At 57.7% G+C, this 23,387-nt stretch carries 32 protein-coding genes; 31 read left to right on the top strand and 1 reads right to left on the bottom strand.

Annotated elements, in window-relative coordinates; genetic code table 11:
* Nucleotides 1-9: 9 nt before the first annotated feature.
* The 14 genes from EXE44_RS05045 to EXE44_RS04980 all read left to right on the top strand — a co-directional run bounded on the left by EXE44_RS05045 (nucleotide 10) and on the right by EXE44_RS04980 (nucleotide 11,947).
* Nucleotides 10-588, top strand: a complete 579-nt coding sequence (locus tag EXE44_RS05045; RefSeq protein ID WP_137716224.1) for a hypothetical protein — start codon at nucleotides 10-12, stop codon at nucleotides 586-588.
* Between the two features lie 39 nt (nucleotides 589-627).
* Nucleotides 628-1,752 (top strand): hypothetical protein, encoded by a 1,125-nt coding sequence (locus tag EXE44_RS05040; RefSeq protein ID WP_137716223.1) that lies wholly within the window; start codon nucleotides 628-630, stop codon nucleotides 1,750-1,752.
* 43 nt (nucleotides 1,753-1,795) lie between these two features.
* Nucleotides 1,796-2,455: an HNH endonuclease gene (locus EXE44_RS05035; RefSeq protein WP_137716222.1), complete on the top strand. Its 660-nt coding sequence runs from the start codon at nucleotides 1,796-1,798 to the stop codon at nucleotides 2,453-2,455.
* A gap of 54 nt (nucleotides 2,456-2,509) precedes the next feature.
* The gene (locus tag EXE44_RS05030) at nucleotides 2,510-2,941 is read left to right on the top strand and encodes a hypothetical protein (RefSeq protein WP_137706882.1); all 432 of its coding nucleotides are present in this window, start codon (nucleotides 2,510-2,512) and stop codon (nucleotides 2,939-2,941) included.
* Nucleotides 2,941-3,393, top strand: a complete 453-nt coding sequence (locus tag EXE44_RS05025; RefSeq protein ID WP_137716221.1) for a hypothetical protein — start codon at nucleotides 2,941-2,943, stop codon at nucleotides 3,391-3,393. Before EXE44_RS05030 ends, EXE44_RS05025 begins: the two co-directional genes overlap by 1 nt.
* Before the next feature lie 3 nt (nucleotides 3,394-3,396).
* Nucleotides 3,397-3,756, top strand: coding sequence for a hypothetical protein (locus EXE44_RS05020; protein WP_137706880.1), 360 nt, complete (start codon nucleotides 3,397-3,399; stop codon nucleotides 3,754-3,756).
* 32 nt (nucleotides 3,757-3,788) lie between these two features.
* Nucleotides 3,789-4,304 (top strand): hypothetical protein, encoded by a 516-nt coding sequence (locus EXE44_RS05015; RefSeq protein WP_137716220.1) that lies wholly within the window; start codon nucleotides 3,789-3,791, stop codon nucleotides 4,302-4,304.
* 9 nt (nucleotides 4,305-4,313) lie between these two features.
* Nucleotides 4,314-4,880, top strand: a complete 567-nt coding sequence (locus EXE44_RS05010) for a hypothetical protein (protein WP_137716219.1) — start codon at nucleotides 4,314-4,316, stop codon at nucleotides 4,878-4,880.
* 20 nt (nucleotides 4,881-4,900) lie between these two features.
* On the top strand, nucleotides 4,901-6,214 hold the full coding sequence (locus EXE44_RS05005; RefSeq protein ID WP_137716218.1) for a hypothetical protein: 1,314 nt from the start codon (nucleotides 4,901-4,903) through the stop codon (nucleotides 6,212-6,214).
* An 11-nt stretch (nucleotides 6,215-6,225) separates the two neighbouring features.
* On the top strand, nucleotides 6,226-6,648 hold the full coding sequence (locus EXE44_RS05000) for a hypothetical protein (RefSeq protein ID WP_137716217.1): 423 nt from the start codon (nucleotides 6,226-6,228) through the stop codon (nucleotides 6,646-6,648).
* A gap of 253 nt (nucleotides 6,649-6,901) precedes the next feature.
* Nucleotides 6,902-7,537, top strand: a complete 636-nt coding sequence (locus EXE44_RS04995) for a hypothetical protein (protein WP_137694972.1) — start codon at nucleotides 6,902-6,904, stop codon at nucleotides 7,535-7,537.
* A gap of 353 nt (nucleotides 7,538-7,890) precedes the next feature.
* Nucleotides 7,891-9,723 (top strand): hypothetical protein, encoded by a 1,833-nt coding sequence (locus EXE44_RS04990; protein WP_137716216.1) that lies wholly within the window; start codon nucleotides 7,891-7,893, stop codon nucleotides 9,721-9,723.
* Nucleotides 9,723-10,523, top strand: coding sequence for a hypothetical protein (locus EXE44_RS04985; protein ID WP_137716215.1), 801 nt, complete (start codon nucleotides 9,723-9,725; stop codon nucleotides 10,521-10,523). Before EXE44_RS04990 ends, EXE44_RS04985 begins: the two co-directional genes overlap by 1 nt.
* The gene (locus tag EXE44_RS04980; RefSeq protein WP_137716214.1) at nucleotides 10,523-11,947 is read left to right on the top strand and encodes a hypothetical protein; all 1,425 of its coding nucleotides are present in this window, start codon (nucleotides 10,523-10,525) and stop codon (nucleotides 11,945-11,947) included. The genes EXE44_RS04985 and EXE44_RS04980 overlap by 1 nt, the downstream gene beginning before the upstream one ends.
* Before the next feature lie 7 nt (nucleotides 11,948-11,954).
* On the opposite strand, the gene EXE44_RS04975 is transcribed toward EXE44_RS04980, so the two are convergent.
* On the bottom strand, nucleotides 11,955-12,185 hold the full coding sequence (locus EXE44_RS04975) for a hypothetical protein (protein ID WP_137706934.1): 231 nt from the start codon (nucleotides 12,183-12,185) through the stop codon (nucleotides 11,955-11,957).
* Between the two features lie 44 nt (nucleotides 12,186-12,229).
* Here EXE44_RS04975 and EXE44_RS04970 point away from each other — a divergent pair, with 44 nt between their 5' ends.
* The 17 genes from EXE44_RS04970 to EXE44_RS04890 all read left to right on the top strand — a co-directional run bounded on the left by EXE44_RS04970 (nucleotide 12,230) and on the right by EXE44_RS04890 (nucleotide 23,323).
* Nucleotides 12,230-12,769 carry a hypothetical protein gene (locus tag EXE44_RS04970; protein ID WP_137716213.1) on the top strand — a complete coding sequence of 180 codons (540 nt, stop codon included), beginning with the start codon at nucleotides 12,230-12,232 and terminating at the stop codon, nucleotides 12,767-12,769.
* Between the two features lie 14 nt (nucleotides 12,770-12,783).
* On the top strand, nucleotides 12,784-13,209 hold the full coding sequence (locus EXE44_RS04965; RefSeq protein WP_137695023.1) for a hypothetical protein: 426 nt from the start codon (nucleotides 12,784-12,786) through the stop codon (nucleotides 13,207-13,209).
* Nucleotides 13,210-13,212: 3 nt separating this feature from the next.
* The gene (locus tag EXE44_RS04960) at nucleotides 13,213-15,186 is read left to right on the top strand and encodes a hypothetical protein (RefSeq protein ID WP_137716212.1); all 1,974 of its coding nucleotides are present in this window, start codon (nucleotides 13,213-13,215) and stop codon (nucleotides 15,184-15,186) included.
* 54 nt (nucleotides 15,187-15,240) lie between these two features.
* Nucleotides 15,241-15,909 carry a LamG-like jellyroll fold domain-containing protein gene (locus EXE44_RS04955; protein WP_137706861.1) on the top strand — a complete coding sequence of 223 codons (669 nt, stop codon included), beginning with the start codon at nucleotides 15,241-15,243 and terminating at the stop codon, nucleotides 15,907-15,909.
* Nucleotides 15,906-16,322, top strand: a complete 417-nt coding sequence (locus tag EXE44_RS04950; RefSeq protein ID WP_137706862.1) for a hypothetical protein — start codon at nucleotides 15,906-15,908, stop codon at nucleotides 16,320-16,322. The genes EXE44_RS04955 and EXE44_RS04950 overlap by 4 nt, the downstream gene beginning before the upstream one ends.
* Nucleotides 16,322-16,876, top strand: coding sequence for a hypothetical protein (locus tag EXE44_RS04945; RefSeq protein ID WP_137706863.1), 555 nt, complete (start codon nucleotides 16,322-16,324; stop codon nucleotides 16,874-16,876). Before EXE44_RS04950 ends, EXE44_RS04945 begins: the two co-directional genes overlap by 1 nt.
* A gap of 56 nt (nucleotides 16,877-16,932) precedes the next feature.
* Nucleotides 16,933-17,151 (top strand): hypothetical protein, encoded by a 219-nt coding sequence (locus tag EXE44_RS04940; protein ID WP_137694956.1) that lies wholly within the window; start codon nucleotides 16,933-16,935, stop codon nucleotides 17,149-17,151.
* A gap of 15 nt (nucleotides 17,152-17,166) precedes the next feature.
* Nucleotides 17,167-17,403 carry a hypothetical protein gene (locus tag EXE44_RS04935; RefSeq protein ID WP_137694957.1) on the top strand — a complete coding sequence of 79 codons (237 nt, stop codon included), beginning with the start codon at nucleotides 17,167-17,169 and terminating at the stop codon, nucleotides 17,401-17,403.
* A 4-nt stretch (nucleotides 17,404-17,407) separates the two neighbouring features.
* Nucleotides 17,408-17,785, top strand: a complete 378-nt coding sequence (locus EXE44_RS04930; protein ID WP_137694958.1) for a hypothetical protein — start codon at nucleotides 17,408-17,410, stop codon at nucleotides 17,783-17,785.
* 3 nt (nucleotides 17,786-17,788) lie between these two features.
* Nucleotides 17,789-18,409: a hypothetical protein gene (locus EXE44_RS04925; RefSeq protein WP_137716211.1), complete on the top strand. Its 621-nt coding sequence runs from the start codon at nucleotides 17,789-17,791 to the stop codon at nucleotides 18,407-18,409.
* Nucleotides 18,406-19,698 (top strand): baseplate J/gp47 family protein, encoded by a 1,293-nt coding sequence (locus tag EXE44_RS04920; protein ID WP_137706895.1) that lies wholly within the window; start codon nucleotides 18,406-18,408, stop codon nucleotides 19,696-19,698. Before EXE44_RS04925 ends, EXE44_RS04920 begins: the two co-directional genes overlap by 4 nt.
* Nucleotides 19,695-20,282: a hypothetical protein gene (locus EXE44_RS04915; RefSeq protein ID WP_137716210.1), complete on the top strand. Its 588-nt coding sequence runs from the start codon at nucleotides 19,695-19,697 to the stop codon at nucleotides 20,280-20,282. Before EXE44_RS04920 ends, EXE44_RS04915 begins: the two co-directional genes overlap by 4 nt.
* A 70-nt stretch (nucleotides 20,283-20,352) precedes the next feature.
* Complete coding sequence (locus tag EXE44_RS04910) at nucleotides 20,353-21,213, top strand: hypothetical protein (protein ID WP_137716209.1); 861 nt, start codon at nucleotides 20,353-20,355, stop codon at nucleotides 21,211-21,213.
* A gap of 74 nt (nucleotides 21,214-21,287) precedes the next feature.
* Complete coding sequence (locus tag EXE44_RS04905) at nucleotides 21,288-21,737, top strand: hypothetical protein (protein WP_137716208.1); 450 nt, start codon at nucleotides 21,288-21,290, stop codon at nucleotides 21,735-21,737.
* Between the two features lie 35 nt (nucleotides 21,738-21,772).
* Nucleotides 21,773-21,961, top strand: coding sequence for a hypothetical protein (locus tag EXE44_RS04900; RefSeq protein ID WP_137695005.1), 189 nt, complete (start codon nucleotides 21,773-21,775; stop codon nucleotides 21,959-21,961).
* 40 nt (nucleotides 21,962-22,001) lie between these two features.
* Complete coding sequence (locus tag EXE44_RS04895; RefSeq protein ID WP_137716207.1) at nucleotides 22,002-22,952, top strand: hypothetical protein; 951 nt, start codon at nucleotides 22,002-22,004, stop codon at nucleotides 22,950-22,952.
* The gene (locus EXE44_RS04890; protein WP_137716206.1) at nucleotides 22,949-23,323 is read left to right on the top strand and encodes a hypothetical protein; all 375 of its coding nucleotides are present in this window, start codon (nucleotides 22,949-22,951) and stop codon (nucleotides 23,321-23,323) included. Before EXE44_RS04895 ends, EXE44_RS04890 begins: the two co-directional genes overlap by 4 nt.
* Nucleotides 23,324-23,387: the final 64 nt, after the last annotated feature.

Here is a 23,387-nt window from a genome sequence, read left to right as displayed (position 1 = left end):
TCACAGATAATGGCACTTCAGTACGTTTTCGACAACGTCGGTAACATCCTTCGCGAACGCACCGTCGCTGCTGGTGAAACCATCAGCGAAGGTGAGTTTGTCACCCTCGCGGGTGACGGCGAAGTGGCACAGTTCGATCCCGCGAACGACTCCGTTCCGTGGGGGATCGTCGTCCACAACCCGCGTGGTGACTCCATCGCGGAACACGACGAAGACTACACGACCTACGACCAGCTCTGGACCTACGAGGCTGGCGAGGATCTGTACGTCGCCCCGCTTCGGGAACTGGACACCGTCCTGCCTGAAGTGATCGATGAACAGACCAGTCCCGCTTCCACGGTCCCCGAGTTTAATCAGGACGATGTCGTCGGTATCGTGAAGCTCGGTAGCGGTGAAACGCGAATCGTCCCCGAAGGGTACACGTACGACGCCAACGACGACGGCACCGCTGAAACGTTCTCGGAGAGCGGCTCGGGGGACTTCGTGCCGCTTGGCCGTGTGGATCACGTCCCGACTGGCACCCGTATTCAGGAAACCTACGGCAAGCGGATTCACACCCGTCTGGACAACGACGTGTTCCCCGCGTAACTTTCGCAGATAGCAGTTTCTTATAGGTAATACCCAATAATGCCTGTTTCCACGACTAACAAGAAGGAAGCACAGAAGCTCGCCATCCCGCGGTCGGATGACGAGATGTTCAACCGCGAGGACTTCGACCAGAAGCAGCTCCGTTACGAGTTCGCTGGTCCTGTCGACATCGCACTCGATCAGGAGGAGATCAAGACCGAGGACATCGAGGTGCTGGACCCTGGCACGCTGAATATGCCAGTCGGTCCCGCTGGTGCCTTCGATGACTTCGGCTCCTCGGGTGGGATGGAGACGATTATGGTCGACGGGGACGAGTGGGAGACGTTCGTCTACGACAACGGCTTCCGCTGGCACCCCGACATGGACGACGTTGACAGCGTCGAACGTCAGCGTCGCGCCATCGAGGAGATGTTCCACTACCTCGGGGACATCAATTTCTTCCTCGGTATCGACGCCGACGGTGACGGAACCAACGAGTACCCTGGGATGTTCCAGTGGCTCCGTCAGAACGTCCCCGACATCCGCACGTTCGACTGCGAGGACTACGACGGTGACAGCGGTGACAAGGATCTTAGCTCGGTTCCCGAAGACCTGATCCGTGGTGAGGTGATGACCTCGGTCGCGGAGGACTTCGGTGGCTCCGCGCTGGACATGAACGCGGGCTTCGATCTGATGATCGGGTCGCCCCGTGCCATCCAGCAGTTCAAGGGGTACTCCGTCGGTGCGGACAGCGACCTCGAACGCGGGCCGACCTTTTGGGAGCGGCTCACCAGCGCCGACACCGTTCAGGAGGCGTTCAACCTCCCGTACAAGCTCCAGCCCGACTACCTCCCCGACGCCGCCGAGGACGACATCCCCGAGGACTTCCCGCGGTTCGATCTCATCGACATGGACACCGCTGTCAACCCGAGCGGCCTCCCGCAGATCGGGTACGACGAGGTGTTCCTGATCCCCGACGTGGATCTGTGGTTCGATGAGTACGTCGACCTCCGTGAGTCGGGGGCGCCCGCTCACTACGGTCCCGTCGAGGAAATGAGCGGTGCCGAGGGGCACGGCTACAAGTGGCGCTACGGACACCGTTGGGATCCCCTCAACAAGCACTCCGCGGCGACGGACGTAGTTCACCTGACCAATGTCAGTGCCTTATTTGGCGAACAGGCCTGACAAAATAATAATCAATAAGTAGCCCAAACCCGAAAATTGGCGTATGGCTGAGTCAGTAAGTTTGTCGTGTTCTGGATGCGGTGATACTTTTGAGAGAAAAGAGTACAACGTAGTAGATGCTGATGACTACTACTGTTCTCAAGAGTGCCGCCGCAAGGAAAGAGAACATGACTGTCCGTGGGATGATTGTTCATATACCAGCCACTCTCAGTTTGGCATAAAACAACATCACAAACGCACACACGGCGTCAGTCTTACTGAGGAAGAATTTCAGTGCGACTGGTGTGAAGAAACGTTCACACGCCAACGAAGCAAAGTAAGAAACTGGGATGGGACTTTCTGCTCTCCCGAGTGCCGTACTGAGTGGCTTGCTGATGAGTTGTCTGAACGCCGCATGGGTGAAGACAACCCAATGTTCGGACAGACAGGTGAGGAACACCACAACTGGCGTGGTGGATACGGGCAGAACTACGGAGAAGGATGGTTGGACGCCCGAAGACGAACACTTGAACGAGACAAGTACGAGTGTCAAGATTGTGGGATGGACAGACAATCCCACAAAGAAACATTCGGGTACGATTTAGAAGTCCATCATATTCAGCCATTTCGCACATTTTCGGACGCGGCTACTGCGAACCAGCTATCAAATCTAATCACACTATGTACGACGTGCCATCAAAAACGCGAGAATCGAACGGAATGAACGTCTCGACGCTGTTCGGAGAGCAGGCGTAACGAGTCACGGAGGGACACCCACATGACGATCCCGTGGGGGTTGCTTCAATCCAACCCGACGCTGGTTGTGTTGGTTCCGTTCGCGTGGCTGTTGTGGCAGTTTTACGCGCCACCCTTCATTGACCGACTCGTCGGCTACAAACCCGACAGTAACGAGCATCTCTACGACACCCGCGTCACGAAGCAACTTCGAACTATCTTCTCACAGGTGGATCGGGTTGACGAGCGAATCGACTCAATTGGTGAGGACGTAGAGCGTGTCGCGGACACCCAAGAGGATCTCGTCAACATCACCCTCGCACAGACACATCACATGAACGGCCACGACGGTGAGATAGACGTGTCCGCCGTCGAAGAACGCCTTCGGGATGATCGCGAGGACACCCCCGACGACTTCCTTGAAGAAACTTCAGACGAGAGTCGCTGGAAAGACGACGAGGAGCGTGATTCGTAATGCCAGCCAACGACGCTGACTTCGATATAACCTCAAACAGCGACCTGCGGGCTGCTGTTCGTGACGAAACACAGTATTCTGAGTCACACATCTCCGAAGAAGACCTCTCGGGGCTTGTTGATTCAGGAAAGCGTGTGTTGGCGCTACGCGCCGATGTGAGCGATTTCTACGGCGACCGTGGGCTGGCCGTCGCGCTGCTCGGAATCGTCTGTGCGAAGGCGAAAGGCGCCGTAGAGAACAGTCCTGTTCGGGTGGACAACGTCGGCCCCAACGACGTGACCTTCCGTACCTCTGATGGCTCCAGTCTTCAGTTGGGCCAGTACGAGGAGATGACCCAACTCGGGTTGTCGGAAGCAAGCGCCGTTGACGACGCGATCCAAGGGATCGAGTTTACCAACACCCACTTCAACGACGCCTACCGCACAGACCGCGCTGATCGACGGTATCCGTAACCCATGTTAGCCGTTGACTACCTGCTCTCGGAGACGAAGATCAACGAGGCGGACTGTACGGTCTACCGCACCGCAGGTGGGCGGTCGTACGACAGCAGCGACGAGCGTGTTGGTGAGACGGCAATATGGCTATTTGATGCGTCTGCGTCTTCGAACGTGGTCACTGAAGGGACCGAGGAGGAAACATCCTTCACGGGGCTGTTACGCCCATCTTGTGACCTCCAAGACGGCGTTCGCGTCGGAGACGAACTAACCTTCGACGGCCATCCCGAACGGCGCTACGAGGTGCGGACGAAAGTTGGGGTGCCAACGGAGTTAGATCCCGAGGTGTGGCAACTCGGGATCGAACGCGCTAACGACTAATGGCTCGTTCGTTTGGACAGGCGGCGAAGGACGTGCTCGAACTGCGAGACGATCTCGCAGACAAACACGACGAGGCAACCGAGGAGGGGATCGACACCCTCCAACGGAGCGTCCGCCGTCATCTACTTCGTCAAGACTCCGTCGCTCGGACGACGCTACTTCGCGATATTCTCACAGGGCGGACGGTGTCGCCCGACCTCGACACGATAACCTCCCGTGCTGTTCATCTGCCCGAGTGGGCGAAATACGTTGAGTACGGGACGGGTGAGCGAGGTGCGACCGATTCGGTCCGCGGCTCTATCCCCTACCCCGAGCCGTCTGGACTTCCACCGTTTGACCCCATCCTGACGTGGGTCATCGCGAAGAACATCACGTCACCGAAGTACGACTCAACGTACGCCTTGGCGTCCGCGATTCAGCGAACTATCGGTGAACAGGGGACGTTCGCGCATCCGTTCATCCGCCCCGCGTGGCGGAACGCTCGTGGGAAACGGAACATTGTGCGACTGAACAGACAGGCGATGCGGCGTGCCGTACGGAGGTTCTAACATCTCCCCATGAACGCAGACGAGCTGATCAACTGGCTCATTTCCGAGTCCGCGACCATCATCGGGAACGACTCGCGGGTGGACATTACCAACCCTGACGGCCACGTCGACATCGCAGACGCCTTCGATGAGACGACTTACCCGTTCGTCGGCCTCGTCCCCGTGGGGATGACACCGTTGTCGGGTGGCCTCGGCAACACAGAGGTCGTCCCGACCGACGTACACACCGACAACTCGGGGACCTTCACGGGCGTTGAAAAGACGCTTCGACGCGAGTTTGCCGTCGAAGTGACGCCCGTCACGGACGACGATGCGGCCACACGCGACCGCCTCACAGACGCGATTCAGTTCGGCTTTTCAGACCGTTCGGATCGCGACGCGGTTCCCGACGACATCACGGACTTTTCTGTCACCTCGGGGAGTCCAGGCGGACGGAGTGAGTCGTTCACACGGTCGAACGCGATAGAGGTGACGGGTGTGCTTCACACCAGCCGTGACGTGGATCTCCCCGCGGCAGAGACGGTGAAGTGGGAAATCACGTCCGAGGGGTCGGACGTGTCCAGCACAACGCAGTAGTCTTCGCTTTTCAATACGACATGACAATCAGTTACGATACGCTTGGCGGCTCTATCGACATCGAGCCGTCGGGGGCAGTCACCGCTGGCGATCTCAACCGTAGTGTTGCGATTGTCGGCTCGGCTGACACCACCGACGGCACGGCGAGTGTCGGTGAACCCGCCGCCGTGACGAGTGGTACCGAAGCCGTGTCCGCGTTCGGCACGGGAACCGAACTTGCGATTCAGTCGAAACTCGCGCTGGCGAACGGTGCGAGTACGGTGTACGGCGTCGCCGCTGAGACGACGGCACAGACTGAGGCTGTCACCGCGCAGTCCTCGGGGACGCTGTCGGGTGCGCCTATCGCGGACCCGCGGGTCACGGCGGAGAGTCTCTCCGTCACCGACGGCAACGGTGACACCGTTACCGTTGAGTACACGGACGTAGCACCGACGGCACCGTCTGACAGCAACACCGTCGAGGTAAATCCGACGACGGGGGGGTGGGCGGCCAGTTCCAGTGGTGACTACAACTTCGACTACGCCACGGTGGCATTTGACACCGCGATTAACGCCGCTGTCGGTGAGGCTGTTCGGTACGTCGCTGTCTGTACCGAGGCCGATACCCCCACGAACACGCTCGTAACGGCGCTCGGGGATCAGGCCGCGGACTTCCGCTTCAGTCGGGGGATCGTCGGAATCGGTGAGAACGTCCCTGGTAATCAGGCCGCGGACTATACCCCCGACACCGACGACTTCCGTCTCATCGAGGTCGCGCCGTCGTACGGAACGACCACCAACGGGAACGCCGCACGGCTCTGTGGTGCGATGGCAGGACTCGCCGCGAAACAGTCCATCGACGTGACGGGGTCGATCACCTACGACGAACTGATTGGCTTCGACTCGCTGGCCGTGGCGTACGCCCCATCGCAGGCACAGCAGTTCGACCGTGTCACCGCCGTCACGGATACCATGGAGATCGCAGAGGGGGTGACAACGGCGACGGAGTCCGCGTTTGCGGACATCTACAAGGCGGAGATCATCGACTACACTGTCGAGCAGATCCACGAGCGGATCACCGACTATCGCGGTGGGTCGAACGCAAACAGCGCCCGACAGAAGTTCCGTTCGCGGCTCAAGCGGACGCTATCGTCGCTGTCTGCGCCGAACGCACAGCCCCCGCTACTCGCAGACGGCGAGGGTGGTCGCCCGTACGCGCTGGACGTGAGTCTCGGTGATGCTGATACCGAAACTGGTGTCACCATCGGGATCGACCCCGCGCCGATTGCGAAACAGGTCAACATCAACGTCAGCGTCGGCCCGCTTCAGTTCAACGGCGTTGACGTGGACGCGTGAGGTGATACACGATGGGAGACAACGTAATTGACGACGCGCAGGTCATCTTCGAACTGGAAACCGACAACGACACCTTCGGAGCTGGCGGGCAGGAAGGACTCGTTATCCTCAACTCCGTCACCCTCTCGGTGAGCCGTGACACGAACGGCTACTCGGGCCTCGGCAACGAGGGCGAGGTCGCTGTCGGCTACGGGACGAAGACTGCTTCGATGGACACAGAACAGATGGTCAATCAGGAGGCCGCCGAACTGCTGGAAGACCTCTATCAGAACGATCGGACGCCCAACGAGGTGTCCGTTATCGCTGACGAGGTACTTGACGCCTCCGCGGCCAAGTTCGACTGGAACGAACTGGAACTTGGCTACGAGGACGGTGGCGACCAGCAGCTCTCCATCTCGGGCAAACTGCGCGGGCTGGAGATCGAGGCGTTGTAACGAGATGACCCCTCTGTTTGGGCGTCACCACTATATCCGTTACCATTAATATCCTTCAGTTCTATTAGGAGGACGTGAGGAACGAACGGTGTCACGGAGTGACTCGGAGTGTCCTCGCGTGGAACCGTTGACACAGGGCCTCGTCAGAAACGGATAGTAGCCGTCTGAACGGATAGGTCATTTCTACCAGCAGTCGCGGTGGTTCTCGCTTTTTCAAACGTTTTCGCAGTCGATTTTTCATACACAACAACCCATGACAGATCCAGCCTTCGTCGTCGCAAAACGGAAGACGGGTAACGCACGCAACTACCGCGGTGACGTGAACGTCTCGCTCGGTGATCAGACCGTGACGTTCAAACATCGCCTCCTCAACGAGACGGAGTTTCAAGAACTTCAACACGCCTTGGACACCGAGGAGATGGCCTCGGCTGACGAGCCTGAAGTTGATCCCGAGATGGGTGAAACGGAGGCCCAAGAACGGCTCTTGGAACTTCAGGAGAAGCCCGAACTGACCAGCGAGGAAGAACAGGAACTTCAGGAGTTGAGCGAGCAGGTCGCCTCCCAAACCAGTCGTATCAAGGACGCACTCGGTGAGGACGGCTTCGCGCTCCTGCGGCAGTTCGGGAAAGAGGTCATCAAACCCGACGATGAATCGGTTGACCACGTCTACGACCTCGTCAAGTCTGATCCCGCACAGGCGGCGGATCTGATGGGGATGGACCAGCTCCCGAGCGGTGGGACACTCACCAAAGACGAGGTCCGCGAGCACTTAGAAGACGAACTGGAACGGCTCGTCACGGGACAGCCCTACCCCATCAAGTTGAACGTCGGCCTTCAGGCGATGGCTGAGACGATCTCTGTGTTGGGAAACGGACTCCAAGAGTCGTAGACGAGGAGGGCTGGTACGACCCCGACGTTCACCACTCCAAGCGCCACGCCTACGCGAAAGAGAAGTACGGTGAGGACACCGTCATCGAGGCGTTTGCGAAATCACAGAAGGGGCGGGAAATGTGGGAAGCCCACCGCCATCTCGGCGTCTCAATCGTAGACTCACAGGCTGAGTGGACGCCGTTACAGAAGATGTTCCTCCAAGCCGCAGCCGACGAGTGGGGCAACGACGAGGACATCCCTGACCTCTCCTCGGTGAACGCCCCATCCAGTTCACGGCTCTGAAAGAGCCGTTTCAGACGGCAGTTCGCGCAGAACTGCCGAAACTCTCGCATCTAACAACGAGGTATTTCAATGGCTATTGCTGACGAGCGACTCGTCTTAGAGGCGAGCGTCGTTGACGATTTCACGGACACCCTTCTGGATCTTTCAGAGGGACTCGCAGAGATCGATCGGCTCGCCGCGAGCACGGTTGAGAACATCGAAGCCGACATCGAGATGTCGGAGTTCCGCCGTAAGGCGGCGGAGATAGAGAGTACGCTATCGGAGATTGACGACGATGTCGACATTGGGGCGGGTGTGGGCGGGCCGTCCGCTGGCGGTGCCGTCGCGGATGGGCCGTCGCCTGAAGCGTCGGCTGACGGCGGCGGTCCTGACACGTCCCTGCTCGACCCTGACCAGATACAGCGTGTCTCCGATGAATTTGGGAAAGCCTTCACTCCTGACGCACTCTTTGAGGATGGTGCGGGGCGTCGTGCCGCGGACTTCCTTGATGGTGACATCTCGGAGTTTTTAGACATCGACAAGGCGACAGAACTGGTCTTAGAGGGTGACTTAGACCCCGAGTTGATTACCGACTTCGAAGGCTTGGACGTGGACGAGTCGTTGGACGCGTTGAGTGAACTTCAGGAACTTGGCGTCACGTCGTTGCCGACGGATCTCTCGGACCAGTTCCGTAACTTGGAACTGAAGATGGGGGACTTCTTCCGCATCTTCGCGGCGCTGATTCCGCTCATCGCGATCTTCGTGGGGGCTATCCCTGCGGCGGTCAGCGGCCTCGTCGCACTCGGCGGGGCAGCCCTTGCTGCGGCAGGGGCGTTGGCTGGTGTCGCGGGGCTTGCCGTCCTCGGCGCAGCCCTTGACGCAGAGGGGAACGTCGAAACGGAACAACTCACCAATCGCATTGAAGAACTGTTCGACCAAGCGACAGCCGAGTTAGGCCCCGTCGTACAGCAGTACGCGCCGTTGCTCAACGACGCGTTTCGTACCGTTGAGGCCACGATTGCTGGAATCGCTGACGAGGCGGGTGTCTTCCGTCGCGTCGTCGGGGACGCTCGTGGTGCGTTACAGTACCTTGAGACTACGGTCCCTTCGGCGTTGCGAGACATCGTTCGGTTTGGGGACGCCGCTATGCCCATCCTCTCGGGGATTATCCGCGAGATGGGTAATATGGGAATCCTCCGTGCGTTTGCGGACCTGTTGGTGCGGACCATCCCACTCCTCTCGACGTTGACCGCCGAGATCGTTGGGATGATTCCCGCCGTCATCCAGCTCTCGGAAGGGTTCCTGATTACGGCGACTGGTCTGACGATGTTGCTCGGGGTGTTCTTCGACATCATCAACGTCGTTCCGTACGCAGGGCAGTTCATCGGTGTCCTCACGTCGCTGTTGCTCGGCCTCGTCTCCGTGACGGCGCTTTACACCGTTGCGACGAGTGGGGCGACGGCGGCTGTGTTGTCCTTCGGAAAGAGCATCCTTGCGGCAGCAGGCGCACTCATCGGGAAGTATACTGTAGGACTCCTCGCTGCGACGTACGGGCAGTACGGCTTCGCGGCTGCGGCGGCGGTTGCCGCGGCACAGGCCGCTGTGTTACTCGGGGTTCTCACGTTCGGCTTGGCGCCTGTCCTCGGGACGCTTTCGTCGGGCTTCACCGACCTGTCGGGGGATATTGACTCTGCGACAGAAAGCCTCCGTGCGTTCACGAATCAGGCAGGGAACGTCGGCGGGAGTGTCGGCGTGGACACGACTACGCCGTCGGGGATGTCCTCGACGGGCGGCTACGCCGACGCCAGTTCGATGACTGTCGTCGCACCCGACAAACAGACGGGTACCGCGATCGCGAATACCCTCTCGTTCGGCCAGCCCTCGGTGAACGATGACGTAGCCAATCGCATCCACAACCAGTAATGCCTGCGACCATTTCCATCACGAACCCGCCGAGCACCGACGGGGCGACGCAGACGCGGACAGTTACGGTGAGTCTGACCGCCCCCTCGCAGGCGAGTGCCTACGATGCGACCGTCGAACTGCGGATCGACGCCACGCAGAACGGCTCGTATCGGGAACTTGATGCTGTCACGACGAGCTACCAACGTGGGGAGTCGGTTACGCTCCCGTTCCAGCAGTTCATCGGCGCACAGCCGCCGTACGGACTCCGAGCGAAAGCGACGTTCACGCCCCCGAACGGTGACGCAGTCGTTGTCCGCGACACCATCGTCGTCGGTGGGGGGTCGGACGTACCCACACCTGATGAGTTATCAGCCGAGGATTTCGACGTAGACCCACAGACGGCAGCCGTCCGCGGGGGCGACGCGACGGACGTAACGCCCCGTATTGGGGATGTAGAACCCATCATCTTGGACGCGGAGTACCAGTTGCCGTGGGATCGGGATAACAACCAGACGGCGTGTGGACAGACGATCCAGAACCAGAACGGTGACTTCAACTGGCGGATCGTCCTCTCGGGTGTTGTCTCGCTCTCACAGTTAGACGCTATCCGTGCGATGCGTGGCGACGCCAGCGGCGTTGAAACGCGGACAGCGATGTTCGGGATTCGCGAGGTCAACTTCGACCAACTGAACGTGACACGCTCCGAGAACCCGAGCGTCATCAACATGGGCGGCGAGGTTGAACCCCTCTACGAGATCCAGTTACAGACGAAGGAGCTGAACGACCAGACGGACAACGGCCTGTTCGGAGGGAACTGATGGGACTGCCATACTCGTACGTCGGCCATGACTGCTCGGCGCCGCTTGGCGTCGTCGTTCACCGACGCAACGAGCCACCGATTCGGCTACCGATCGTAGACGACGGCCTCCGCTTCCACGAACGGAAGGTCGGGCCGACAGCCATCACGCGACGGGCCGAAGTCACAATCCCCATCGAAGACAACGCAGGCAACGAGTGGATCCAGTACGTCAACGCCTTCGAACCCACGTCGACGGAGGCCGACCGCGTTGTCGGTCCGACGACTTCGACAGGAATCCCTGTTGATGACCCCGTCCCGACGGAACCACAGATTCAACAGGCGGATGTAATCGGCCAGCCGATAGACGACAACGGTGAACCTACTGGCGAACGCGCCGTGTTGTTCCGTGGGTACACCGCCGCCGTCGGCTCGACCGAAGGGACGAATCGTGCTCGGTTCCGCATCCACGATCCGAAGGACTTTCTTTCGGTGATTGATGCTGGCGTTTCGTTTAAGAAAGCAACACCGACAGACATCCTTCGGTATATTTCTAAAACGTTCGCGGACAATCAGCCCGTTTTCGATAGTGTTACCGTAGACGCGGACGCGACAAGTGGGCGACCACTTGTTGAGCAGATCCTTGATGATTTCACACTCGGAGACGCACTAAAACAAGCGATTAGTGACGAAACTATCGAAGACGAATTAACGTTCTCTACGAATCGTGACAAACTCGTTGACGTTCTCTCCTTGGTGACGGATGTAACTGACGCTCGCGTATGGTTCGAACCCGATGGGAAAAGTGGGGTTGTGCTCCGTGCTGTCAACGCAGATAGCCAGCAGTATGATCTCACACCCGAGTCAGCAGGCACACCACGGGTCATCGCGAACAACTGTCTGTACGAGATGCGTCCATTCAACGCCCTCCGACTAAAAGGCGCGACGAAGAATCTCGCTACTGTTGGCCCGTTATCTGTTGAGTCACCGTTCAGCAGTTCATACCCCGAGGCTGTCGCAACGTACCCCCCGCTCGTTGAACGGTACGGGGGAGAACTGACAGAGTCAGACACCTCCAAGACAACAATCGCAGGGCGTTTGGAGACGGAGGCAAAGTCACAGCTCAAACAGGCACTTGACGAGGTTTCAGGTGGCTCAATGACGCTTTCGTTGGCCCCAATGGTCCGCCCATATGACCGTGTCAGCGCAACACCCGCGTGTTCAGGTGTCTCGGCAGATGTGAACCCCCTCCAGTACGAGGTTCAAGAAGCCACGCATCGGATCACGCCATCAAACAACAATCTCCCACAAACCGAGATCGAGGTATCCATCGCTATTGATCCCTCACAGATCGAGACACGATCCACGACCAGAGACACAGAGACGGGTGGAGAGCCGACAGATGATCCCGCTTACGAACAATACGACTGGACGACTGCTGCGTAGCCCACGGTTAGGATTCAGGGTGTGAGAGGCCATCCTCAATCATTTCTGCGACTGTCCAGAGCAGGACAGCGCCGATGACGGCTGTTGAGAACACCCCACCGACGACCAAGCCGACCCACCCGAGCGTTGCGAGGCCGAGGACAGCAATTGAGCAGATGACTGACGCTGCGAACACACGGAGCACCCACGTCTTCGTGTATTCACCCCACCGAAAGCGGGTCGCCGTTTCAAATGACATACGTATCGGTTCGCGTGTCCGAGTGAAAAATCCTCACGTTACAGATGGTTGACGAGACAGTACCACACGAACAGAGTGAGGCAGTCGCAGAGGCACAACAGGCGTACGCGTTCTTGGACATGGGGATCGTTACGTCAGCCCCCGATCAGACTGAAGACGGTGCTCACCATGTCACCGTCTCGGAAACACGAGTACCGAGTGACGCCCCCGTCCCCGTTATCCCACCGACACACGGCGACTACTACGTCCCGCCTGAAGGAACGCCCGTACTCCTTGCGTACACCGACGAGAACGAAGCCGTTGTCATCGGAAGTCCCCTGCCGCCCACCAACAGCGAGGACGTGACGGCGGGCGAGCGGATCGTCTCTCACCCCCTCTCGTCGGCGGCGGTGAAATTCTCGGATGACGGGACCGTCCAGGTTGTCGGGGATGATGGCACCGATGTTCAGATACAACCCGACGGTACGGTGGTTATCGACGGGGGGACGAACGGCGCAGTTACCGATGTGACGATTAGCGAGACGAACAGCAACGGTGGGGCAACGAGCCTCAACGTCATTCGGAACCCCGACGTAAAACTGTAATTTAGACAACATTCATGGCAGACGATAAGACTCGATACTTGGAAGCACAGACGCTTGACCGCGTGTTTAACAACGACCCGCCTGACGGAGCGCGGGATGGTGTGTACGTCGCACTCTGGACTGTTGAGCCGTCGAACACCCCCGACGCTGCGAACGAGGTTTCAGGCGATCAGTACAGCCCCGTCAACGTCACGGCGAGTGAGTGGACGCTGACAAACGCTGGATCGCCTCGGCAGTATGAGAACGACGTACTGATTGATTTCGGAAAACTCGACTCGACCGTTGACAAAACTGTCGCGGGCTTTGTGTTGTACGACGGTCCTGACCCCTCGACAGACAATCCGCTGTTTGCGAGTGGATTAGCGGGCGGCGCAAAGACCGTCGCAGCGGGTAACAAGTTCGAATTTGAGGCGGGGAACCTCACCATCTCGGAGGACTGACAAATGCCGTGGAAAGTTTTCGCTGAAGACGAAGGGACTGGCCTTCAGGATCAGTCGGATCACGACTACGGTGATGGTGCGAACTTCGGTGCTCACGTTCACTCACCGTACGACACGCAGTACGCACCATCGCCACCGACGCTTGACGTTGACTACACGGTTCCCGAGGTCACGCTCGGTGAGGCCCAGTACAAACTGAAGGCAACAGACGTGTCAAGTCGTACCCGTGACGGCGTTCAGACGACGTGGCCCGAAGCAACGTTCGTCGCCAAGGCCCCCCAGACCACAGTCTCGCTGACCGACAACACGGTCAATTACATCTACGTTGCTGTTGACCTCACGACGACGGGCGACGACGGTCAGTACGTCGTCAACACGACGGAGTCTGCGCCCGCAGAACCCTCGCTGAAGGTTGCTGAGATCGACACGAGTGCGGACACCGCGACAACCGTCAACACGACGACGGATGCGGAGCCGCAAGTCCGTGAACTGACTGTCGAAGACTGGGAGTCAGGGGCGCTGGACACTGATGTGTGGGAAGGTGATACAGGCCAGTTCAAAGTTCAGCCGACGACTGCCGAGAGTGGAGAATACGCGCTACAAGGTATCACAGACTCGAACCCTCAAGTCTTGGTGTCATCTCGCGGCCTGAAAAACTACCCACAACCTTCTGATACGTTCTCCGTCAGCATCCTGCTCACTTCGACAAGCGATAATCCAACAATACGGTTCTCCGCGAACGGTGCTAGTGGAGATTATAAGGACGTATCTGTTGAGGCAAGCTCTGATGTTCTTCAGTTCCACGAAACGGCGAGTGGTACATTCCGAAATATTACTGCTGTTGACGCTCCTGTTTCCTCACATCTCAATGAGTGGCTTGAGGTTGTTTTTGATTGGAAAGATGACGGTGGGGTGGACGCATACCTTTACGACAGCACAGGTAGTCTGCTCTCCGTAATTGAAAGTTCTCCTGAAGATTGGACGAATCCCACAGCAGCAAGGGGGGTTGGCTTTGTTGCTAATGGGAACAGCAGTTCGGAGATGTACTTTGACTCGGCTCATGTCAAGCGCCCCATCGAAGATTACCTCACGGAGACACAGAAGGGGACGACCGAGTTAGGCAACGAGGTCACGCCCTCGGGTGCGGTCCACACGGGTCCACAGGAGGCGCCGACGAACGCCCCCCGCGCCGAGTACGCGACGGCGCCCGTCACCGACGAGGCCACGCAGGGCGAGCAGTCGCTCCTCACGTTGCTCAAGTCGGGTGTGAACCCCGCGCTCTACATGGAGCGGACGTTCGACGGACAGGGTGGCGCGTACGGTCATCGACTTCAGGCTCCCCTCGGTCGTTTCGCCCGTGTAAACGCCGCTCTGAAACACCAGTACTCCACTTTCGCATATACGGATTGGGTATCGGGGAGCGGCGGTGGAACATACACATTGGGCCATACGAGCGACCGTCCTCGTCGGTTTATCGTAAGCCACGACGGGAGTGGTAACGATGTGCTAGGCGCGGTGTACCATCCAGCACTCGTATCCCATGATGTTCTCGGATCGTGGCGGATCACATTCAGAGATGTCTCGTTTACGGACAACGGAAATACAGCCGAGAACTACCTTCTAATTGGGGTTTCGGACGCAGACCCGACTGCTTCGCGTATCGACTCCACAGGCAACGCTGTCATCTACAGAGACTCGCTTGATGTCGACCGTGTCCTCACGGTGAATGGAGGGACTGCTTCGGACACGACAGGCCCTCAGGTGGACTGGTCATCCAACCACGATGTGACTCTGGAATTCGACGGATCTGAGGCTTCGCTATACATCGATGGTGAGTTCTGGGCGTCAGTTTCCGATAGCCCGAGAGGAGATATGCGTCCTGTAATACAACTAAGAGACGGAGGCGGTAACACGACTTCAGACACGGTAGAGGTTGAAGATGTAACGGTCGAACCCCTCCCAGAGGTGTTGAACTGATGGAATCAGTCAACTCCCGAAACGACGCTGCGAGTCGTGAGGTGCTAAACTAACATGACAACAATCAATCTCCAAGACGGCCTTGAGGCGTGGTACGAGTTTGACTCGGACTACTTCGATTCACAGCGGAACGTGATCGAAGACCAGAGTGGCTACGGCCGTCACGCCGAGGCGTCGGGTGGGCCGACCATCGGGGTGGATGGACCGAACGATTTCGAGGCTGCGAGTTTTGACGGGAGTGACGATGAGTTTTATTCAGTTGAAGAACCGTTTGATGATACAGGACCGTTTACCGCGTTTGCTATCTGGAAAAGTGTAGATGATAGTGCTGGTGGGGATATAGTAGGATATGGCAATCGGAATCAGTATGGTTGGTTTATGCGTGAAACTGATGGTGCCGTAAATTTAGAAATGACAACCCAAGAAGACGGTGGCTTTGATGCTGTATCTGTATCAGCACCAAACAATCAATGGAATGTCACCATAGCGAGATATAACGGAGAAATAAGAGATATCACAAACAACGATGGTTATACTTTCGATTCATTTGGGCGAACTATTGTGGATGGAACACCTCAACTAATAATTGGTAGGACTGAAGGTAGTTCCTTTGAGGCATTTAATGGAGATATTGCTGTTGCTGCTACTTGGTCCCGTGCCCTTTCTGACACCGAGATTGAGTACCTCAACAACGTTACCGCTCCACGGAGGTCGCGGCTATGAACGTTCATTACTGCGTGAGCGGGTCGGTTGAGTCGGACGACCCGACGTTCCTCGATGGCGTTGAAGCTGAACTGCCCGCACCAGATGAGGTCCGTCTCGCAAACGAGTTTACGAGTGAACGCACCGAGTTGGACGACGGGAGCGAACGGCTGTCGGCGCGGATGACCTTCGAACGAGGGCTACAGGGCAAGGCCGCAGCCGAGTACCTGTTTGAGAGAGTGCGTGAACACGATCTCTCGCAAGCGACGGCCCACTCGCTACGACTGTATCGGACGCCCGAAGGGGCTGTGACGCCGAGCGACGTTCGTGTGTGGTACGAGAATCATCCTGACGCACAGCCGACGGACGAGAGTGGTGAAGCGCACGTACCGTCGAACTGGAATCCTGACCACCATACTGTGAGGGAAGCCTAATGGGAGTCTTCAGAGACATCGGTAACAAGATTCAGTTGTATAACCCGCTGACTGGTGAGGCGTTCTTCTCGTACGATAAGCAAAACGACAAGTTAGACGCCGAAGGGAAGGATCTTGACAACGTCGGATCGCTCAGTACAGACGAAATAGATAGCAAAGACGCCACGATCCGAAACAGCAAGTACATCCGCGAGAACGTCGAGGACGGCTCGACCGCTGTCATCCAAGAAGTCAAAGACTCGGGAGGGACGGTCACCCAAGACAGCCGCACACAAATGACCAATAATGTCGATACGAACGCAACGACTATTCTAACGGTCGACAACGAGCCTATTGCCCTCCTGTGTGTTGTCTACGGCAAAGACGGGTCATCCAACCGATTTAATGATCTTGTGTTTGCCACGCGCAACTCCCCCCCCGACGTTATCTCATCTAATGATGATCTTGGGACTCCAGCGTCTCGCACATACTCAAACGATGGAGATGAGATACAATTGGCTATGGGATCGGGTACGTACACAGTCGGTGTTTCTGGATACGGTGTTTCTCCCTGACTGACGTTGTATCGGCTCTTTCACAGACACGCTATTGAAACAAACCCACCGCTGTAATGTCGAAGTTCCAACTGCTCGCGTATCAAGCCGTGGCTATCTTCGTCGGACTCGGCGTCTTTTTCGCCTTCCTGCTCGGTGCGGCAGTCACGCAGGGTGGTCGCCTCACGCTTGATATGACGTACTTCAACGAGATGTGGTTCGAGTATTGGATCATGTTCGTTTCAGTCGGCGTCATCCCGTGGGCGCTGTACTACGTTGACGACCGTGAGACATAACAACTGTATCTGGACATGAGCGAACGCGCAAACGTTGGGCAGGCAGCGATTGGCGAGATGGGGATTGGTGTCGATACGGTGTCCCCGACCGCATCTGCTCACGGCGAGACAGCCGTTTACGGCACCTCACTCTCCGTAACCGTTGGTGAGGGGGCAGTACACGGTACAACCACCGTGAACGGCACGCTGTTCCGTGTTTCTTCACGGATTCAGTTGACTGGCGTACAAAACAAATCTGTTCGGTTAGAGTAAGACGATGACAACGACAGGCCAAGAAATTCCCCCATCAAATGATGGGCCATACATCGCGGGCGACACCCTCCTCATCACGTTGTCTGTAACTGATGATAACGGTGATCCGATTGATCTATCAGCCGCAGACGTGGAGTTTGCTGTCGCCCCGTATCGAGGTGGTCCAACACTCATTGAGAAAACAGTCGGTGACGGTATCACAATTACTGATCCAGCGAACGGTGAAATCGAAATCCGTGTGAACGGTGTTGACACCAGCTCACTTGGCGCAGCCGACGGACGGGCGTACCCGTTCGACGTGGCTGTGATAGACGACACGGGTGATAGAAACACCGTTACGACGGGGACGTGGACAATCACCGCACCAGCACGAGAGGGATAGTTGATGAGTCTCGCAGCAATCGGTGAAGCTGAAATCGGTGGGTTCGCGATCGGTGACTACCGTGTCATCGAGGCAGGGAGTGTTGGTGGATCATCCACCGTCACAGGCGAGGCAACCGTTGTTACTGTTGCTAACGAAGACCTCCGTGGCGGCACCACAGCAACTGCTGTTGGAACCGAACGGCTCACCATTTCAGCCAGTGCTCACGGCGGGACGACTGTTGAGGGAGCTGTCACACTCCCGCGTCCTGTACGGACAGACGAGGGCGTCATTCGTGGCGAACGGACTGGTGTTCCAGAAGACACCGCGTATCCGTTCACGTTTGATTCAACGGGTGACATTCAAACTGTCTCGGGCGAGGACTTCTACGAGCAGCACGCGCTGTTGCTCGGAGCGGGGGTGTTAGAGACGGAAATTGGTGGCCCACTCACCGCAAACGATCGCACCGAGATAGCACACACCATCAAGCAAGCGTACGCTGAAAGCCCGTACTTCGAACGCCCGATCCGTGTCAACGTGGTTGAACAGGTTGACGATACACTCACCGTCCAGGCAACGTTTGGATCTCGTGAGGAGGTGCGGATTCCAATTTCACAACGTGATGTGGACACGATTCAGTTATGATTGAACGGTACCGTAACGACGATCCGCGTAGTGCCAACGAAATCGCAGCCGCAATCGAGGAAACACTTCAAACAATCCGTCCTGATGCGCCCGCGATTGAGGGAACGCAAAACTATGCGTTCATTCAGATGTACGCACAGACCCTCGCAGCGCAACAGGAACAGGCGTTATCCGAACTGTATAACGCGAGTTTCCTCACAGATGCCACGGGTGAGGAACTGACCAAGAAAGCCCGAGAAATCGGTGTTATACGCAACGACGCAACCGCTGCGACAGGTGTCGTCCGCTTCACTCGTGACTCCGCAGCCAGTAGTGATTACGTCATTCCTGAAGGGACTGTTGTTGGGACGGGGGGTGATGAGACAGTTCGGTTTGAAACAACGGAACAGACAACGATCGTATCGGGTGAGTCCGTCGCTGAGGCAAATGTCCGCTGTACTGACACGGGTGAGGTCGGGAACGTTGGGACCAACAGCATCACCACGCTCGTGAGTGGGGACGTAAGTGGTGTTGACACCGTCGAGAATCCCCAACCGACTGGTGATCCACAGTACACCCTCACCGACAACGAAACACTTCAGACGGTCGGGAAACCCCGCGAATCGGATGCTGCCCTCCGTGAGCGAGCGTTAGAGTCGACGGCGATTGGCGGAGCAGGCACCGCAGAAGCAGCGGCGCTGGCAATCGAAAACATCAGCGATGTCTACTCGGCGGACGTGTTCACCAATCGCTCGAACACCACCCAAGAGGGTGTTGACCCGTGGCACACAGAAATCCGTGTGTACGGCGGGGCTATTTCGGACATCGCAAATCGGCTGTACGAGGTACTCCCACTCGTCACGCTCAAAACGCTCCAAGGTGGTGCCAACGGAACGAAAGAACAGATCACGTTAGAGAAGTCTGATCTGTACGGTCCACTGTCGATCCCGATTACTCGACCGACCCAACAGACACTTTCAATTGAGATAGACGTTGTCCACGACGCCACGTACGGTGGGACTGATGCTGTCAAAGACCATATCGTGTCCTACGTCGGGGGGCAGACGACAGACGGAGATGTCGTCACGGGACTCGTCCAAGGTGAAGATGTCTTGCTCAACGAAGTGGAGTCCAGCGCCGAGTCGGTGGAGGGTGTTGCGTACGCGGATGTAACCTTGGTAGACGACAACAACGACGGCACCGACGACAGTACAACGGATTCAGACGGGGTACCGATCTACCCTGTCGACAACAGCACCGTTGCGACTGTTGCTGCTGGTGATATTACCGTCACAACCACGCAACGATGACCGACGTTACTACGTCAATAGCGACGCTGGCCGACAACTGGCCGTACTCATTTCAAGACCCGACCCGCAATACAGAACTACGGACGCTGTTATCGGCGTTCGTTGAAGATTTCCAACTCGTCAATCAGTCGATTACTGAACTTCACACGAACCAGTACATCGACACAGCGACAGGACAAGAGTTAGCGAACCTCGGGGCAGCCATTGGGCTGACGCGAGAGGATGGCGAGAGTGATGCGTCCTTTCGGTATCGGCTACAAGTGGGGATGGCTGTCGCTGCGTCAGATGGGACTGCGGCGGACATTGAATCCGTGATGGCTGTCGCGTTCGGGGAAGACGCGCTTGACAGCATTACGGTTGAAGTCGCTACTGACGCCCCTGAGTTGCTGTTCATCGTTGATCCACAACGGATCGACCAAGTCCCAATCTCAAAGGATCGGCTCGAACGTCGGCTCACCGAGGCCATGCCTGCTGGAACGGGGATTCAACTCATCGCTGACAACGACGTGTTCACCTTCCGTTCAGACGCGTCGAACGCCGAGGAGTACGAGGCTGGCTTCGGTGAGGGTGTCTGGTCGCGGTAGCCACTAAATTCGCACACCACGCGCATACGCAGTCCTCATGCGGTTTTGAACAACAGTACACTTCGATACGATGGCAGATTCGATTGACCATAGCCACGGCTCTACAGGCGCACAGCCCCCTGACGGACTCAACTTCGGGACAGGTGATTTCCCCGATCCCGAAATGTTCGACTGGTTTTGGAATCAGACAGTTACGGCTGTCAATAACCACGCCGACCAGCTCGACGCGATCGACGCCGATGCCGACGGGAAAGTAGATCAGGCCGAGGTCGCAGATTCCGCTACGTCGTACAAGGGCAACGACATTGATAGCGATGGTGACGGGAAGGTAGACGGCGCGGACCAAGCCGACAACGCAACGAACGTCAAGGGTAACGACATCGACAGCGATGGCGACGGGAAGGTCGATGCGGCGGACCAAGCCGATAACGCAACGAACGTCAAGGGCAACGACATTGACAGCGACGGCGACGGGAAGGTCGATGCGGCGGATCAGGCCGACGAGCTGACGATAACGCGAACCATCAGCAACGAGTACGTGGATAGGTCTGGTGGCGACTACGACACAGACGATGATGGCGTCTCATACGCAAGTGCGAGCATCCAAGAGTCACTTGGCCCCAACGAATCATTTGCCATCGAAAGTTACTCCGCGTCTGCCAGCATCTCTCACGACGGTAGCGACGCAAGAGACAGCGGCAACGTCTCTGTAACCGTCACGTTTGGTGGTAACGTCATCGCGTCTGCGTCTGATTCGTCCCCATACAATACATCTGTTTCAGTGAGCGATACAAAGCCACAACTGACCGCAAACGCTGGTGAAGACCTCGTGGTGGAAGGGGAAGCAGAGTGGACAGACATGAACCAAACTGACCCGTACATCTCCGAGGTTACCCTGAGCTACAAAGGGCGTGTTCTGCGAATCGAGTGATGAGTGTCTTTCATCGCATCCGAACGCTCGCAGCGGATAGACTCGCGTCTGTGTTGCCGTACACCGCCTACGAGGTGGACGAGGTTGAGTACCTCGGGTCGTACGATGCGTACGCCGACGAGACGGCGACGATGCTCCGCGATCAGGGGTATCACTACCAACTGTTCGCGGCGGAGAAACGTCGCGGTGAGGACGGTCCCACGGATCAGGGGTCGTACGCTCGGATCCCCGAGGAACACCCCGAGGCCGCCGAGAGGACCGCGCTTGCGGACACCACGCCACGGGAGTGTCAGTACCACGTTCATCTGTTCGAACGCGTTGACAACGACACAGGACGCGTTGTGACAGACCTGTACGGCCACTACGAGATTCACCCGTACCCACACACCCCGACGTGGGATCTCACCCGTCCATGGCCGCGTCACTACCGTCCAACGTGGGACACCAATGACGATCCACGCTCGGAGTGGACGTACCTTCGCGGGGTCCGTGATCCACGACTCGACGGAATCCTTCGTCCATAGCGCACAGCGTGGAAACCATCTACTGAACACCCGACATGAGCACTTCCAACGCCAACACCACACAGAAAGCATCGCTCGCTGACAAAGTTCTCGACAACGTCACCGACATCATCGCCTTGGTCGTCATCGGGGCGATCTTGCTGTACTTCGGTGAACCCTCCACCGAGACGTTGGCAGCGATTACCTCAATCGCACTCGGAAAGCGGTACTTGAAAGGCAAATGACGCACAATCTTTTTGTATCTGACACACGAAAATACACCTAATGGATACGTCCCAAGAACCGCAGTCACAGACTGCGGACGTTGAGAAGCCTGCTTCGCAGACATCTCAAGTCACACGGACACAAGTAGATCACGACGGTGACAGCATCCGTCTATACTACCTCCCAGGGTCCGATATTCCGCCGATGCCCTCCGTAACCACCATCGAGGAGCTACGGGTAGACCCCGAGAAGGACGAGGCGTTGAAGGGGTGGCGAGATCGCTACGACGGACAGAGCGGATGGGCGCGACCGTGGTGGAAAGATCAGCGAGAGTACAAACGCTACCGTGGCACCCTCATCCACTTCGTCGTCCTCGACGCCTTGGCCGATGCGTCGGGCGATACCCACTTCCACGAAGTCGGAGACAACGACTGGGGCTACGAGGAATACTACGCGGAATACTGCCTGAAGAAGTGGTCGAAGAAGGCCCCCTCGGCCAATACCGACGAAGTCCCGTACACGCCGCGGAACAATCAGTACGACGGCGAACACGCATGGGACAAGGCCGTCCGCGAGATGAAGTGGGCGGCGAAGGCGTTCAAAGAGCACATCATCGACACGGGCCACCTTGACCCCGACAACGTCGAAGCCGTCGAACAGTTCCTCTTTGACACCGAGTTTGGCTACGGTGGGCAGTTCGACCTGCTATACGAAGACGAGGAGGGTAACACCGTTCTCTCGGACATCAAGACCTCCTCGGCGGTGCGGTTCGACCACAAACTTCAGGGCGCGGCGTACAAACACGCCTTGGAGTCGACGGGTGACGTGTCGGTCGATCGCTGTGAGGTGATTCGGCTCTATCCCGACGACGAGGTCGTGGAGGTTAGTTCCTCCGAGGACTGGGACCGCTCTCTCCGTGGCCTTGAATACGAATTTTTAGGTCTTTGTGACCGCGCTGCCGTAGAGTACCAGGCGACGATTGACGAGGCGACCGAGGAGCTCATGGCATGAGCAGTACCCGTCCCGAGAGCGACAACGAGTTGGCGGGGGTCACGTCGCTCGCAGATGCGATTCGAACGGACGAACCCGAGGACACTCGCTCATGCCCCCACGAGACGTGTGAGGGATCACTATCGGTGCGGGATGACGACACGGTGTACTGTACGGCGTGTCGCTGTACGCCCGATGGGGTGTATCTCCCGCCCGAAGGGTACCCCTCACGCGGTCCAGACCGCCGTGTCGAATCGTGGAACCACGGCACGTACGCCAACTCCAAGCGTCCGCGACTCGCTGGCGGGTACGAACCCGTCTACGACGAAGACGAGGACCGACGCCCCAACGGTGTCGGGACGGAGTACACGTTCGACCTCAGTACCCTGTAACACAGGGCGAATCTCTTTTTAGAAGTAGTTTCGTTTTCTGTTACAACTGCCCGCGTAGTGGCAA

The organism is Halorubrum sp. SS7 (genome assembly GCF_005435055.1).
GTDB lineage: Archaea > Halobacteriota > Halobacteria > Halobacteriales > Haloferacaceae > Halorubrum > Halorubrum salinarum.
This window is presented reverse-complemented; position numbering and strand designations above follow the sequence as displayed.